This window comes from Microbacterium sp. K36 (assembly GCF_004794355.1).
GTDB lineage: Bacteria > Actinomycetota > Actinomycetes > Actinomycetales > Microbacteriaceae > Microbacterium > Microbacterium paraoxydans_D.
Genome location: NZ_SSDN01000098.1, coordinates 39,052 through 53,838, shown reverse-complemented (window position 1 = coordinate 53,838; position 14,787 = coordinate 39,052). Strand labels below are relative to the sequence as shown.

At 70.0% G+C, this 14,787-nt stretch carries 10 protein-coding genes; 3 read left to right on the top strand and 7 right to left on the bottom strand.

Going from position 1 to position 14,787, the window contains the following annotated elements; all coding sequences use genetic code 11:
- Nucleotides 1-33: 33 nt before the first annotated feature.
- The gene (locus DW296_RS14075; RefSeq protein ID WP_136052715.1) at nucleotides 34-945 is read left to right on the top strand and encodes a Bax inhibitor-1/YccA family protein; all 912 of its coding nucleotides are present in this window, start codon (nucleotides 34-36) and stop codon (nucleotides 943-945) included.
- 159 nt (nucleotides 946-1,104) lie between these two features.
- Nucleotides 1,105-1,377 carry a GlsB/YeaQ/YmgE family stress response membrane protein gene (locus DW296_RS14070; RefSeq protein WP_025103755.1) on the top strand — a complete coding sequence of 91 codons (273 nt, stop codon included), beginning with the start codon at nucleotides 1,105-1,107 and terminating at the stop codon, nucleotides 1,375-1,377.
- 96 nt (nucleotides 1,378-1,473) lie between these two features.
- On the opposite strand, the gene DW296_RS14065 is transcribed toward DW296_RS14070, so the two are convergent.
- Complete coding sequence (locus DW296_RS14065; protein WP_136052714.1) at nucleotides 1,474-2,769, bottom strand: RNA polymerase sigma factor; 1,296 nt, start codon at nucleotides 2,767-2,769, stop codon at nucleotides 1,474-1,476.
- A gap of 13 nt (nucleotides 2,770-2,782) precedes the next feature.
- Nucleotides 2,783-3,211, bottom strand: a complete 429-nt coding sequence (locus tag DW296_RS14060) for a YciI family protein (RefSeq protein ID WP_025103753.1) — start codon at nucleotides 3,209-3,211, stop codon at nucleotides 2,783-2,785.
- A 183-nt stretch (nucleotides 3,212-3,394) separates the two neighbouring features.
- Here DW296_RS14060 and DW296_RS14055 point away from each other — a divergent pair, with 183 nt between their 5' ends.
- A complete protein-coding gene (locus DW296_RS14055; RefSeq protein WP_136052713.1) occupies nucleotides 3,395-5,491 on the top strand; it encodes a family 10 glycosylhydrolase in 2,097 nt (698 codons plus the stop codon).
- Between the two features lie 58 nt (nucleotides 5,492-5,549).
- Here the strand turns inward: DW296_RS14055 and DW296_RS14050 are convergent, their stop codons facing one another.
- From DW296_RS14050 to DW296_RS14030, 5 genes are all read right to left on the bottom strand, one after another.
- Nucleotides 5,550-6,938 (bottom strand): glycosyltransferase, encoded by a 1,389-nt coding sequence (locus DW296_RS14050; protein WP_136052712.1) that lies wholly within the window; start codon nucleotides 6,936-6,938, stop codon nucleotides 5,550-5,552.
- Between the two features lie 8 nt (nucleotides 6,939-6,946).
- Nucleotides 6,947-8,533: a glutamine-hydrolyzing GMP synthase gene (gene guaA, locus DW296_RS14045; RefSeq protein ID WP_136052711.1), complete on the bottom strand. Its 1,587-nt coding sequence runs from the start codon at nucleotides 8,531-8,533 to the stop codon at nucleotides 6,947-6,949.
- On the bottom strand, nucleotides 8,530-9,042 hold the full coding sequence (locus DW296_RS14040; protein ID WP_060922041.1) for a DUF3817 domain-containing protein: 513 nt from the start codon (nucleotides 9,040-9,042) through the stop codon (nucleotides 8,530-8,532). Before DW296_RS14040 ends, guaA begins: the two co-directional genes overlap by 4 nt.
- A gap of 103 nt (nucleotides 9,043-9,145) precedes the next feature.
- On the bottom strand, nucleotides 9,146-13,720 hold the full coding sequence (locus tag DW296_RS14035) for an ExeM/NucH family extracellular endonuclease (RefSeq protein WP_240743096.1): 4,575 nt from the start codon (nucleotides 13,718-13,720) through the stop codon (nucleotides 9,146-9,148).
- Nucleotides 13,721-14,027: 307 nt separating this feature from the next.
- On the bottom strand, nucleotides 14,028-14,786 hold the full coding sequence (locus DW296_RS14030; protein WP_136052745.1) for an SURF1 family protein: 759 nt from the start codon (nucleotides 14,784-14,786) through the stop codon (nucleotides 14,028-14,030).
- Nucleotide 14,787: the final 1 nt, after the last annotated feature.

Genomic DNA, 14,787 nt, shown 5'->3' with positions numbered 1-14,787 from the left:
CTACGACCCCCCTTTTGGAGTGAGGCCCACCTGATGAGCAACTTCGCTTTCAACAACCCTGCTTTCCAGCAGCAGGACCCGCGCAACGTCGCGACCTACCCGGGTGCGCCCCAGGGCGCTCAGGCCGCGTCGCTCCAGCACGGCGCGATGGATGCCGCCGCCAACGCGCAGCTCGAGGGCATGTACGCCGCTCCCGCCGCAGGCGCGATCGAGACCGACCGGATGTCCGTCGAGGACACCGTGTGGAAGACCGCCGGCCTCTTCGGCATCCTCCTCGTCACCGCCGTCGTCGGCTGGGTGCTGACGCTCGGCGGCCTCGACGTGCCGCGCTACGACCCGTACAACCCCGCCGCCGTCAACGTGCTGCCCTGGGCCCTCGGGGCGCTCGGCGGCTTCGTGCTGGCGATGGTCATCACCTTCACCTCGCGCAAGAAGGTCCGCCCCGCGCTGATCTTCGCCTACGCGGCCTTCGAGGGCCTCTTCATCGGCGGCATCTCGGCGTTCTTCGAGGTCCGCTGGCCCGGTATCGTCTTCCAGGCGACGCTCGCGACCGTCTCGGTCGTCGGCGTGACCCTCGCCCTCTTCGCGAGCGGCAAGATCCGCGCGTCCAAGAAGGCCACGAAGATCTTCATGATCGCGATGATCGGCTACCTGGTCTTCTCGCTCCTGAACCTCGTGCTCATGTGGACCGGCGTCAACACCAACGCGTTCGGACTGTTCAGCGCCGAGATCATGGGTATCCCGCTCGGCCTCATCATCGGCGTCCTCGTCGTCATCATGGCGGCGTACTCGCTGGTGCTCGACTTCGACCAGATCCAGCAGGGCGTGCGCAACGGCGCTCCCCGCAAGTACGGCTGGCTCGGCGGCTTCGGCATCATGGTCACCGTCGTCTGGCTGTACGTCGAGATCCTCCGGATCATCGCGATCGCCCGCGGCAACAACTGACGCGACCCGTCGCGACGAGAGGCCCGTCTCCCTGGGAGGCGGGCCTCTTGCCATATCCGGGAGGGAGCGCGCAAGGGGTTGGCACGCGATTCCGCGGCCGGGCACAGTAGGTGTCACGAAGCCCCGGCACCCCGGGGCTCCTGACCCAAGGAGCTGACCATGAGTTTTCTCGGCTTTCTTCTTCTCGGCCTCATCGCCGGAGCCATCGCGAAGCTGATCCTGCCCGGCAAGCAGGGCGGCGGATGGTTCATCACCCTGCTGCTCGGCGTCGTCGGCGCCCTGCTCGGCGGCTGGCTCGGCAGCCTGATCCTCAACCGTCCGCTCACCGAGTTCTGGGACCTCGGCACCTGGCTCCTCGCCATCGGCGGTTCGATCATCGTGCTGCTGATCTACGGCCTCATCGCCGGCCGCGGCCAGCGGGTCAACGACTGACGCAGACCCCACTCGACGCGCCCCGCGTCACCCACGCCCGTCCCTCACGGCTGCGAGAGCATCCGTGAGGGGCGGGTTTTTTCGTGCCGCAGACGGTCAGCTCGCCGTTCCCCGCGCCTTGCGGTCCAGGAGTCCGCGCTCACGGTCGTTGCCGGCCAGCCCTGCGGCCACGGCGAACTCGCTGCGCGCCTCGCTCTCCCGGCCGAGTCGGCGCAGCAGCTCTCCGCGCGTGGCGGGGAGCAGGTGGTACCCGCGCAGCGCCCCGGACGCAGCCAACTCATCGAGTATCCTCAGCGCGGAAGCGGGCCCGGTCGCCATGGCCACGGCGGCCGCGCGATTGAGCTCCACCACCGGGGACGGGGTGAGCCGGCTGAGCGCCTCGTAGAGGACGACGATGCGGTCCCAGTCGGTCTCCTCCACGGACGGCGCGACGGCATGGCATTCGGCGATGGCGGCCTGCAGACTGTACGGCCCGCGTCCACGGCCGAGCCCGTCCGCCCGCGCCAGGGCCGCTCTCCCCCGCACGATGCGGCTGCGGTCCCAGCGCCGACGGTCCTGATCGGCGAGCAGCACCGGGTCGCCGTTCCGGTCGGTTCGCGCCGGGAAGCGTGCGGCCGTGAGCTCCAGGAGCGCGAGCAGGCCGTGCACCTCCGGTTCCCGGGGCTGCAGCGCGGCGAGCACCCTGGCGAGCCGGATGGCCTCGTCGCTCAGTTCCGGCCGCATCCACTCCGGACCGCTGCTGGCCGCGTGCGCTTCGTTGAAGGTGAGATAGAGCACCCCGAGGACCGCGCCGAGGCGTGCCGCATGCTCCTCCCGCGGCGGCACCTCGAACGGCGCGTGCGCGGCCGCCAGCGTCTTCTTCGCGCGCACGATCCGCTGTTGCACGGTCGCCGTGGGGACGAGGAAGGCGCGGGCGATCTCCTCACTCGACAGACCGCCCACGACCCGCAGCGTCAACGCGACCTGCGCCTCCCGGGAGAGGACCGGGTGGCACGCGATGAAGAGGAGGCGCAGCACATCGTCGTCCACGGCATCCGGATCCCACGGCAGCTCAGGCCCCTGCGCCTGCTCCTGTTCGAGGTCGTGCGCGATCAGCGCGAGACGGTCGTCCAGCCGCTCGCGGCGTCGCCATCCATCCACCGCCTTCCGCTTCGCCACGGCCGTGAGCCACGCGGCGGGGTTCCGAGGGACGCCCTCGGCGGGCCATTGCCGCAGCGCGGCGACCAGGGCCTCCTGCGCCAGATCCTCCGCCAGGCCGAAGTCGCCGACCATCCGCGTCAGTGCGCCGACGATGCGCGCGGACTCGATGCGCCACACGGCCGCGACGGCCCGCTCGGCCGCCTCCTGCGCGGAGGCGGCCGAGCTCGCCACGGGGTCGGGTGAGCCGTCCATCTGCGGAGCGGCGTCACGCCTGCTCGGCGCGGCGGGCCTGCTCCTCCCGCCAACCCGCCTCCTTCTCGATCCACTCGTTGTCGGCGGGGAAGTCCTCCGGGCCGGTCACCCGGCGCACCTCGAGGAACGATCCCGGTCCGAGAGGCGCCCGGCTCGCCCATTCCGCGGCCTCCTCGCGCGAGGAGACCTCGATGATCCAGAAGCCGTTGAAGAGCTCCTTCGTCTCCCCATAGGGGCCGTCCGTGATGAGCGGCTTCTCGGCGCTGAAGTCGACGACGAAGCCCTCCGCCGCGTCGGTCAGGCCTTCCCCGGCGACGAGGACGCCCGCCTTCATCATCGACTCGTTGTATCGGCCCATGGCCTCGATGACCTGCTCGAAGGGCATCTCCTGATAGGCCGCCACCGCGTCGTCGGTCGCGCGCATGATGAGCATGAACTTCATGATGTTCTCCTTGTTCCGAAGGGCCGTTCCTCGACCCTCTCATCACAGACGTCGAACGGGAACGGCGGAGATCGACATCGGGGCGAAAATTCCTCCCGGTCTTCTGCCGAGAGCCACATCGGCATAGAGTTTCAGTTCAACCCCTTTCAGTGGAAATTCTTTTCCAGATCGAACGAGGACTCGATGAAGAGACGCATCGCCGCCACCGCCGCGGCCGCCCTGCTCCTGCTGGCGCTCCCCACGACCGCCGGAGCGGCCCCCGACGAGGAGCCGCTGACCCGGTACGTCAAGGACGCGTCCGGCACCTACGGCTACGGCACGGAGCCCGTGTACACCTATCCGGGATCCGGCGAGCAGGTCGCCATCCCCACGACGCTGACGCCGGAGAACCGCCGCTTCTCCAGTGCCTGGGTCGGGACGATCGGCAACCTGAACTTCGGCAAACCCACGGATGCGGCGGACTTCGACGCCCGCTACGCGACGGTGCTCGACGACTTCGCCTCCTGGAACATGAACGCCGTGATCTTCCAGGTGCGTCCGCTGCTGGACGCCTACTACCCCTCGGCGCTGAACCCCTGGTCCGAGTTCCTCACCGGCACCCAGGGCGCCGATCCCGGATACGACCCGCTGCAGCGCATGGTCGAGGCCACCCACGCGCGCGGCATGGAGTTCCACGCCTGGCTGAACCCCTATCGCGTGACCAACGCGAAGATGACCTCCCCGGGGATCCTCACCGCCCTCGGCCTCACCGCGGACCAGGTAAAGGCACTCTCGATCCCGCAGTACATCGCGGCACTGAACGACGCCGGCATCCTCGCCGACGACAACTTCGCCGTGCAGCATCCCGACTGGGTGCTGTCGTTCGAGGAGAAGCTGTTCCTCGACCCCGGCCAGCCCGAGGTCCCCGCGTACGTCGCGGCCACCGTCGCCGAGATCACGGAGAACTACGACGTCGACGCCATCCATTTCGACGACTACTTCTACCCGTACCGGATCACCGTCGACGGCCAGAACGTGTTCTTCGGCGCACAGGGTGAGGACCGTGCGACCTTCGAGGAGTTCGGCCTCACGGCGGGCTATCCCGACACCGTCGCCGGCATCGAGGCGTGGCGGCGCGACAACATCACGGGTCTGATCACCCTCGTCGGCGACGCGGTCGACGCCGGCAACGCGGCCCGCGGCACCGCCGTGCAGCTCGGCATCAGCCCGTTCGGGATCTGGGAGCACGAGGCGCTCGACCCGGCCGGATCCCACACGCCGACGAGCTCGTCGCAGACGTACAGCCAGGCGGTCTTCGCCGATACCCGCGGGTGGGTGCAGGACGAGCTGATCGACTACATCGTGCCGCAGATCTACTGGAGCTTCGATCAGGCCGCCGCCCCGTATGGGGAGCTCGCGCAGTGGTGGAGCGACGTGGCCGCCGGCAGCCGCACCCAGGTCTACGTGGGGCATGCGCTCTACAAGCACGTCAACAACGGCGGCTGGGAGCAAGCGTGGATGAATCCGGAAGAGGTGCCGAATCAGATCCGGTTCAACCAGAAGCTCGACGGCATCGAGGGCAGCGTCCTGTTCAGCTACAACGACATGAAGCCGAATGACCTGGCCGCTCTGCCCGCGGATCAGCAGCCCAAGCACCAGGCGAAGAACACCGCGATCGAGCTCCTCGAGGGCGAGGCCTTCGCCCACCCCACGCTCGTTCCGGCGAAGCCGTGGCTCTCAGACGGACAGGTGGCCGCCCCGGCGGCCCCCGAGATCGTCGACGGCGAGCTCCGCTGGCAAGCCGGCGACGCGCAGGAGGCACGCCAGTATGCGATCTATCGCGGAACCGGCGATCCGGCGCAGCTCGTCGCAACGCCGGGCGCGTTGGTGGACACGGTCTGGGCAGGCGGCGCGGCGTCGTTCCGCTTCCCCCTCCCCGCCGATGAAGCCCCCGCCGCCGCGCGTGCTGCCACGGAGACCTGGGTGGTGACCGCGCTGGATGCCGCCGCCGTCGAGAGTGCGCCGGTGGCTGTCGCGGTAGACGAGCCGGTGGATCCCACCGATCCGGGGACTCCGACGGATCCCACCGGGCCGACGGATCCCGGCACCCCGCCGAACCCAGGCGCTGCGGGTGAGGACGGCGTCACGGCACCCGGGAGCGGGGCCACGCGTGGTGAGCGCGGTGATCTCGCGGCGACGGGTGGCGATGCCCCCATCGTCGCTCTGCTGCTGGGCGGCCTGCTGCTGGCCGCCGGCGCCGTCACCACGGTCGTGGCCGCACACAGGCGCCGCACGCGATGACGCCATCGACCGCCGGGGGGGGGTCGTCGCGACCTCCCGGCGGTCGCGACGGTCGGGTTCAGCGGCGCCGCGACGGAGCCTGCACCGCGGCGGCGATGGTCGCGACCAGTGCATCCACGGAGCGCTCGGGACTCCACGCGGCAGCGACGGCCGGCGCCTCGACACGCAGCGCCGCCAGACGGCCCGGGTCGGTCAGCAGTTCCCGCAGTGCAGCGCCCAGCGCACCGATGTCTCCCGCGGGGACGAGAACGCCGCCGCCCGCGCCGAGAACATCGCGGATGCCGTACCGCACGTCGTAGGACACCACCGGGGTGCCGTGCAGGAGCGCCTCCACGATGCCGAGCGGCTGCCCTTCGAACGCGGTGGAGGTGACCAGCACGGACGCCCGGTCGAGCACGGTGGCGGGATCGTCGGTGTAGCCGCAGAGATGCACGCGGTCTGCGGCGTCGAGCTCGGCGATCAGTGCCGCCAGCCGCTCCTGCTCTGCTCCCGTGCCCCAGATCTCCATCCGGGAGCCCGGCACGTCCGCCTCGACGAAAGCGCGGATGGAATGGTCGATGCGCTTGCCGGCCGCGAGCCGACCCAGCACGACCACGAGGCCCTCCTCGCGCAGGTCGTCACGGCGCTCGACCGGCGCGATGGGGTTCGGCACCACGACGTGGTTGGCGGCCTCACCGAACCGCGCCACGACGTCGTCCCGCTGCGTAGCCGTCGGCCAGATGACCGCATCGAAGCGGTCGGCCAGGCGGAACCAGCGCGTCCAAAGCGTGTTCAGGCCGGCGTCGGGAGTGTAGGGCGCCTCCACGTGCATGGTGTGGATGGGGTGCAGGATGCGCACGCGCGGGTCGCGCCAGTCGGCGATCAGTTCTCCGAGCTGGCGGGACTCGCAGATCACGACGATCGGGCGCTCCCCCAGTGCCGCCGTGATGTGGGCCAGCCAGGCGCCGTAGAGTCCGCGGAAGCCATGCAGGGCGCCGACGACCGCTCCGCTCTCGTCGTAGACGAGGACAGGCTCGTCCGTGAGGTGCCAATCCGGGTTGCCGGGAATGACGGGGAGGGCTGCGAAAGGCCGTCCCACGGGATCCGCGAGCACGCGGTATTCCCCGTCAGGGTCCGCCGTCACTGCGGCATCGGCGGCGTCTCGCAGCCAGGCGGCGGCTCCGCCCTGCGGTGCCACGGCCTCGTCGAAGAGGTTGCGCAGTCGGCCGGGATCGGTGAGCGCACCGCGCTCCGCGAAGACGCGGCGGTGCTCGGCGTGGTCGGCGATCGTCCCCGGATCGAAGGTCAGCAGCTGCGGACCGGCGCCGTCCCCCGCGCCCGCAGCAGCGAGCATCCGGGCGCGCGCGAGCGTGGCGATCGTGTAGCCGCCGTCCAGACCCGGGATCAGGCGGCTGGACAGCACCAGGTACTCGGCGTCCGGGAGATCCGGCGCCGAGACCGGGGGCATCGTGCCCCCTACTCCCACTCGATCGTCCCCGGCGGCTTCGACGTGACGTCGAGCACGACCCGGTTGACGTCGCGGACGCCGTTGGTGATCCGGTTCGAGATCTTCGAGAGCACGTCGTAGGGCAGGCGGGTCCAGTCGGCCGTCATCGCGTCCTCACTGGAGACCGGACGCAGCACGATCGGGTGGCCGTAGGTGCGGCCGTCGCCCTGCACGCCCACCGAGCGCACGTCGGCGAGGAGCACGACCGGGCACTGCCAGATCTCCTGGTCGAGGCCGGCCTTGGTCAGCTCCTCGCGGGCGATGGCGTCGGCCTCACGCAGGATCTCGAGACGGTCAGCGGTGACCTCACCGATGATCCGGATGCCGAGGCCGGGCCCCGGAAACGGCTGCCGTCCGACGATCGCCTCGGGGATGCCGAGCTCGCGGCCGATCGCGCGGACCTCGTCCTTGAAGAGGGCCCGCAGCGGCTCGATGAGCTCGAAGTCGAGGTCGTCCGGAAGACCGCCCACGTTGTGGTGCGACTTGATGTTGGCCGTGCCCGCACCGCCACCCGACTCCACCACGTCCGGGTAGAGCGTGCCCTGCACGAGGAACTTCACCGGGGCACCGCCGTCGGCCTTCGCCTCCTCGACGAGGTCGAGCTGCACCTTCTCGAACGCGCGGATGAACTCGCGGCCGATGATCTTGCGCTTCTCCTCCGGGTCGGTCACCCCCTGGAGGTGACCGAGGAACGTCTCCGCGGCGTCGACCGTGATGAGTCGAACGCCGGTGGACTCGACGTAGTCCTTCTCGACCTGCTCGCGCTCGCCCTTGCGGAGGAGCCCGTGGTCGACGAAGACGGCCGTGAGCTGGTCGCCGATGGCCTTGTGCACGAGAGCGGTCGACACGGCGGAGTCCACGCCGCCGGACAGCGCCGAGATGACCCGGGCGTCGCCGACCTGCTCGCGGATGCGCTCGACCTGCTCGGCGATCACGTTGTCGGGGTTCCAGTCGGACGCGAGGCCCGCGCCCTTGTGGAGGAAGTTCTCCAGCACGCGCTGGCCGTGGTCGGAGTGCTTGACCTCCGGGTGCCACTGCACGCCGTAGAACCCGCGCTCCTCATTCGCGAAGGCGGCGACCTTCGTCGCCTCCGTCGTCGCGAGCACCTCGAAGCCTTCGGGCGCCTTCGCCACCTGGTCGCCATGGCTCATCCACACGTTCTGCTCGGTCGGCTGCCCGCTGAGCAGGGTGCCGCCGTCACCCGAGATGACCGCATCCGTGGCGCCGTACTCACGGAGGCCGGTGTGCGCGACCTCGCCGCCGAGGGTCTGGGCCATGTACTGGAAGCCGTAGCAGATGCCGAGCGTGGGGACGCCGAGGTCGAAGACCGACGGGTCGAGCTTCGGCGCGCCCTCCTCGTACACCGACGAGGGGCCGCCGGAGAGGATGATCGCGACGGGGTTCTTCGCGGCGATCTCCTCCGCCGTGGCGGTGTGCGGCACGATCTCGCTGTAGACCCCGGCCTCGCGCACGCGGCGGGCGATGAGCTGCGCGTACTGCGCGCCGAAGTCGACGACGAGCGCGGGGCGCTGCTGGGTCTCGGACTGTTCGGTCAACGGACACCTTCCGGGGCGATCGCGGAGGCCTCGGCGGCCTCTCGGGTGGCGAGATAGGTCTTGACTTCACGGGCGACGACCGCCTCCATGAAGAACGACAGCAGCGGCACGACGCCGCCGAGCGCGAGCAGGATGAACCGCGGGAAGCGCCAGCGCATCAGGCTCCACATGCGGAAGCACGCGAAGAGATAGACGACGTAGAACCAGCCGTGGGCGACGAGGATGAACAGCGAGATGTTGAAGCCGTCCCCGAGGGAGGTCATCTCGCACGAGTTCGTCCACGGCGCGAACAGCGACCACCACTGGCAGTCCGGCCCCGCGATGACGCCGGCGAACCAGAGCGGCCCGCCCGATCCTCCGGCGAAGAGCTCGAGGTGGATCGGCGTGTACTTCAGCACCATCTCGGCGAGCAGCAGGAGCAGCATGACTCCCGTGATGATCGACGCGATCTGGTAGAACTTCAGCGCACCGCGGATCGCCGGAAAGCTGGCGACTTTCGGTTCGGGCATTCCCCCAGTCTAGTCGTCGGCGGGCGACACCCCGACCCCGCGGGAACGACGGAGGCCGCCGGGTCGCCCCGACGGCCTCCGCCTCGTCATCCACCGATCGGCATCAGAACCATCCGGTCAGGAGGTCCCACAGCCAGTCGACGATGTCCTTGATGATCCCGCCGATGCCGCCGGCGCGGTTGACGGTGACGGAGGCCGTGGCCTCGTCCCCGTCCGCCTGCGCCACCGCGACGGTGTACTTCCCGGGCTGGGCGTTCTTCGGCACCGTCACCGAGGTGCTGAACGTGCCGTCCTGCCGGACCTGCACCGTGCCCACCTGGACGCCCTGGCCCTTCTTCGGCCGGAGCTCGACCGTGACCGTCTCCCCGGGCTGGTATCCCTTGCCCGTGACGTCGAGCTTCTTGCCTGCGGCCACCTTCGAGGAGCCGAGCGCGATGGTCCCCGCGAACTCCTCCTCGCCGGCGATCGTGAACGGCACCTGCACCGTCGTGCCCGTCGCCGGGACCTCGACCGTGAGCTGCTGCTCGCCGAACACCCCGGACGGCACCGTGAAGGTGAGGGTGGCGCGGCCACCCTCGTCGAAGGTGTCCACGATGGTCGGGTCGACCGTGCCGGCCGCGAGCTGGGTGTCGCCGAGCGACAGCGTGACCGCTCCCGGGGCCGCCTCGCCACCGCTGAACGCCAGCGAGGAGAGCGACACCGTCACCTGGTCGCCCGCGCGGTAGCCGTCGGCGTCCGCCGGGCTCACGGTCACACCGACCGCGCGCTGGGCGAGGTCCGGCGAGGCCGTCTTGTTCGCGTCGAACCAGTCGACCATGGACTGGAGGTCGATCTTGCCGGTGTCCCGCTTGCCCGCCCCCTCCTTGAAGGTGGCGAAGTTGTCGCCGCCCGCCGCGAGGAAGGAGTTCGCCGCCACCGTGTACTCCCCATTCGGGTCGATCGCGGTGCCGTTCAGCGTGATCGAGGTGATCCGCGAACCCGCGGCCGCCGTCGGATCGTAGGTGTAGACCAGACCCTCCGAGACGCCGAGCTTGAGGAACGGTCGCGCCGATCCGGCCGGCTGCCACTGCTCCTCCAGCACGCCCTTCAGCTGCGTCCCGGTGAGGGTCAGCGTGACCAGGGTGTTGGCGAACGGCTGGACGGTCGCCGCCTCCCGGTAGGTGACGTTGCCGTCGGGATCCTCGGCGTTGCTCGACGCGTAGGTCAGGTTGGCACGGATGCCACCCGGGTTCATGAGCGCGATGTCCGCACCCGTGGACCACTTCTGCACGTCGGCGACGAAGTTGCCGATGGTGGACTCGCCACCGCGGTTCTCCGAGCCGTTGGACTGCCGCGCGCGGTTGAAGTCGGCGGTGATGTCGCCCACCTTCACGGCACCCAGCACGTCGGCCTCCGCCTTCGCCTTGTCGACGATGGCCTGCACCTCCGGCACCGCCGGGTACAGCGGCTTGCCTGCGGACGTGAGGGGCTTGATCTCGTTGGTGATCGAGAGCAGCTCCTTCGTCTTCGGGTCGACCTGGATGTTCATGAGGCCGAGGTTCTCGCCGTACTGCCCCGCCGAGACGACCGGCCGGCCGTCGATGACGTGGTTGTAGGCGAGGTGCGTGTGCGCCGAGACGATCGCATCCACGTCGTCGTCGACACCGTAGACGATCTCGCCCAGCGGCGAGTCCTCGGTGATCGCGGACAGCGCGGTGCTCTCCGCGCCCTCGTGCACGAGCAGGATGACGACGTCCGCCTCGCCGTTCGCGGGGTCACCGTCGCGCAGGTCGTCGGCCACGGCATTCACGGAGTCGACGATGCTGCGCACCTCGAGATCCGCGATGCCTTCAGGCGAGACGAGCGAGTCGAGGTCTTCCGTGACGGCGCCCACGAAGCCCACGCGCACCCCGTCGAGCTCCTTGACCCAGGCCGGGGCGAGCGCGGGCTCACCGGTCTCGGTGAGGAACACGTTCGAGGAGATGTACTCCCAGTCCGCACGCTCCTGCACCCGGTCGCGCAGGTCTTCCCAGCCCTGGTCGAACTCGTGGTTGCCCGCAGCGCTCACGTCCAGACCGGCGGCGTTGAGCGCGTCGATCGTGGGGTTGTCATCGTTGATGAACGAGGTGAACGTCGACGCCCCGATCAGGTCGCCGGCTCCGGCGAAGATCGTGTTCGGGTTCGCCGCGCGGAACTGCTGCACCGCGCCCGCGAGCACCGCGGCACCCGCCGCGGCCCCGTCCGCCTCGATACGGCCGTGGAAGTCGTTCACCGTCACGACGTCGATGTTCACCGGCGGGATCTCCGAGGAGACGCCGACGATGATCGGGTCGTGGTCGCTGGACCGGTACGGGGTGCCCTCCTCGGTGGCGCCGAACGCGTATCCGCGGTCGCTCCACTCCGGCGAGTTGATGCCCCACACACCGGCGCCCGTGATCGAGGGGACGAGCGACGGCGACGCGATCACGTGGTCGAGCGAGCCGAGCTCCCCGTCGAACGTGTACGTGTACTGCCCTGCGGCCTTGTCGGCGGCCAGGTCGCTCCACCCCTGCGACGTGAACACGTCGATCGGGTCTTCCTGTCCGTAGGCGTTGAAGTCGCCGATCAGCAGCATGTCGCTGCTGCCGCTGCTCTCGGCCAGCTCGTCCGTGAAGGCGAGGATGGCCTGCGCCTGCTTCACCCGGTCGGCGTTGAAGAAGCCCTGGCCGTCGGCGGGTTCCGCGCCGGCGCCCTGCGGCGGGGACTTCGACTTCAGGTGGTTGGCGACGACGGTGACGACGCGGCCGTCGATGTCGAACGCCTGCGCGATCGGCTCGCGGGCGTTGCCCCACACGGACTCGTCGGTGACGGTGGCGCTGTCGCCCACCGTGCTCACGGCGTCCTTCTTGAAGATGATCGCGTTGGTGATGTAGTCCGTCGTCGCCGGGTCCTGCAGGGCCTTCGGCGTGCGGACGTAGTCCCACACGTCGGAGCCCGCGTCGGCGTTGAGACCGCCGACGAGGTCCTTCAGGGCGGTGTCGACGGGCTTGCCCAGCTTGACCGAGTTCTCGATCTCCATGAGCGCCACGATCTCGGCGTCGAGGCCGTTGATGGCCGAGACGATCTTGGACTTCTGGATCGCGAACTGGGCGGCGTTCGCCGCGCCGCGGGCGTCGGCGTTCTCGCTCTTCAGCGTCGTGAAGTAGTTGTAGACGTTGAACGACGCCACCTGCGCGTCACCGCCCACCTCCGGGGCCTTCTCGGGACGCGGGTTGGTCGCCTCGAAGGTGACCTTGCGCTCCGCCGGGGAGGCGTCGTCGATCGGGACGACCGGCTGCAGCCGCCAGTCGTCGAAGCCCCACTGGAGCACGTAGCCGTTGGACCCGAAGTCGACGGTGTCGCCGTTGCGGACCACCGTGTCCTCCGTGAAGTACGGCTGCTGGCCCGGGTGGCCGTTGTTGGTCACCTGGATGGACCAGGCGTCGTCGAGCAGGATGCGGTTGGCGCGGTTCTCGGCCGCGATGGCGGCGGCGTCGGCCCCGGGACGCGTGGTCTCGGTGCTCTTGACGTTGAGGTCGTCGCCGGCGTTCAGCCACAGCGCCCCGTAGTTGTAGAGCTGGTGGCTCGACGCGAGCCGGTACGTGCCGGTCGGGGCGACGTACATGTTCTCGTACTGCTCGCGGTCGGCACCGCGCACGGTGTCGGGGAGCGGTGTGAGGGCGGGCACGCCCACACCGGCCGTGACGACCGAGACGTCGGCGACCGCGGCGGGAGCGATCTGGGTCTGTCCGAAGTACTCGCTCACGGTGCCGGTCACCGAGACGAGGTCGCCGATCTCGAGCGTGGGCGCGAGCGCGTTCAGGAAGACGAACACCCCGTCCGAGGCGCCGGGGGTCGCGTCGTCGTCGCCACCCGAGCCCTGCGTCTGGATCACGATGCCCTTGTAGCCGCCGGTGCGATGGTCGGCGGTGACGACGCCCTCGACGCGGACGCGCTGTCCGGCGAGCGGCGAGACGTCGCCGGTGCCCTGGACCTCAGCGATCGTGGCGGTCGTGGGCTCCGTCCCCGGCTCCTCGCCCGGGTCGGTGCCGGGGTCGGTGCCGCCGGAGTTCTGCGGGGTGATGGTCGCCGACAGCGCGAAGTCCGCCTTGTTGTCGTCCTTGTCGGCACCCGCGGTGCGGTTCAGCGAGCGGACGTCGGTGTTGCTCGAGGGGGCGGCGGCGGCAGCCGTCTCGAAGGTGTTCGAGCTGCCGTAGCCCAGGAGATCGATCACGCCGTCCACGCCCACCGTCGACCCGGGGGTGAGCGTCACCGCTGCGGTGCCCTCGACGAGCGCCAGGGTGCCGTTGGTGCCGCTCGGGCTCAGGGTGGTGGTGGCATCGGGCGTGGGCAGCGCAGCACCGTTGGTGCCGTTGCTGTTCCCCTGCACAAGGAAGTAACCCCCCGCGGGGATCGTGCCCTTCAGCGGCGCGACGCCGTTGAAGGCGCCGGTCCCCGCCGCGGAGCGGTACTGCAGGGACAGGCCGTCGAGGGTGACGGGCGCCGTCGTCGGGTTGTACAGCTCCACGAACTTGTTCGTGAACGCCGCCCCCGCGCTGCCTCCGGACAGGTAGGCCTCGTTGATCACCACCCCGGTGCCCTCGGTGTTCGCCGACGCGGGCGCGGCCACCAGCGAGCCGAGGCTCAGGGCGGCGACGCACGTCGCGGCGAGAGCGCCCACGCGCCCTCGGATTCTGCGGTGCGAGACGGGGGTCAGGGTCTCCCCGTGCTCAGGAGCGGACATCATCGGTGCTGTCTCCTCGATCGTGTTCCGGCGCTGTTCAGGACGCTGTCATCGCACACATCGGGAACTCCCAGCGTGCGCACATGGAGCGAGCTTACGGAGCGGTTCGGACATCCTCAACGGAGTTTTCCCATTGGTCATCGAGCGCTCACCGAATGGCCGCGACACCCCCTGACGAAGGTTCACACGGAGCCCTCTCGGCGCGCAGAAGCGCAGCGTCCGCCGCGCGGATGCGCAACAGCGCTCAGAGGGCCGCTGCCCCCTCGGCGTCCTCGAACTCCTCCACCTCGCGCTCCCAGGCATCCTTCGCCAGGCGGTACCAGAGGTAGAACGCGAAGCCGGCGAAGATGACCCACTCGGCGGCGTAGAACACGTTGAGCCAGTTGACCGGCGACTGCTCGTCAGGCGCGGGGGAGGCGATGTCGACGAGTCCCGCGGTCGCGGTCGTGGCGGCCAGGTAGGGACGGTAGACGTCGAGCTGCTCGGTGTCGTGCCAGCGGCTCAGGAGAGCGGCCGGCGACATCCGGTCCATCTGCTCCGGATCCGAGCGTGGAGGCACCGCCGGCCCCTCATCCGAGATGATGCGACCGGCGACGGGGACCACGCCGCCGTCCGCCTCGGCTTCGAGGCGCTCCACCGCGGCATCGGCGGCCTCGCGATCCGGTGCCCAGCCGATCGCCACCGCCAACGACACACGCTCGTCGACGCGGAGCTGACCGGTGACCCAGTACCCCTCGGCGCCGTCGTTGAAGCGGCTGCCCACGACGAGGAAGTCACCGGGGACCCAGGCGCCCTCGGTCTCCACGCGCTGCCCGACGAGAGGCTCGGGGAGGTACTCCCCCGGCGCGACGACGTCATCGAGCGGTCGGACCTGCTCGGTAGCCCCCGGCGCCGGAGGATCGGTCTCGATCGCCCGCTCCAGCTGCCACTGACCGAGCCAGGCGAACACCCCGGCGACGACGAGACACAGCAGCAGCATCGCGATCCAGCGTCCCCGCAGCATG

Bases quoted from the DNA above. Each gene is read 5' to 3' on its own strand.
- DW296_RS14055 (WP_136052713.1), top strand. From the start codon at position 3,395: ATGAAGAGACGCATCGCCGCCACCGCCGCGGCCGCCCTGCTCCTGCTG.
- DW296_RS14075 (WP_136052715.1), top strand. From the start codon at position 34: ATGAGCAACTTCGCTTTCAACAACCCTGCTTTCCAGCAGCAGGACCCG.
- DW296_RS14030 (WP_136052745.1), bottom strand. From the start codon at position 14,786: ATGCTGCGGGGACGCTGGATCGCGATGCTGCTGCTGTGTCTCGTCGTC.
- DW296_RS14040 (WP_060922041.1), bottom strand. From the start codon at position 9,042: ATGCCCGAACCGAAAGTCGCCAGCTTTCCGGCGATCCGCGGTGCGCTG.
- DW296_RS14060 (WP_025103753.1), bottom strand. From the start codon at position 3,211: ATGAAGTTCATGCTCATCATGCGCGCGACCGACGACGCGGTGGCGGCC.
- DW296_RS14050 (WP_136052712.1), bottom strand. From the start codon at position 6,938: ATGCCCCCGGTCTCGGCGCCGGATCTCCCGGACGCCGAGTACCTGGTG.
- DW296_RS14070 (WP_025103755.1), top strand. From the start codon at position 1,105: ATGAGTTTTCTCGGCTTTCTTCTTCTCGGCCTCATCGCCGGAGCCATC.
- DW296_RS14065 (WP_136052714.1), bottom strand. From the start codon at position 2,769: ATGGACGGCTCACCCGACCCCGTGGCGAGCTCGGCCGCCTCCGCGCAG.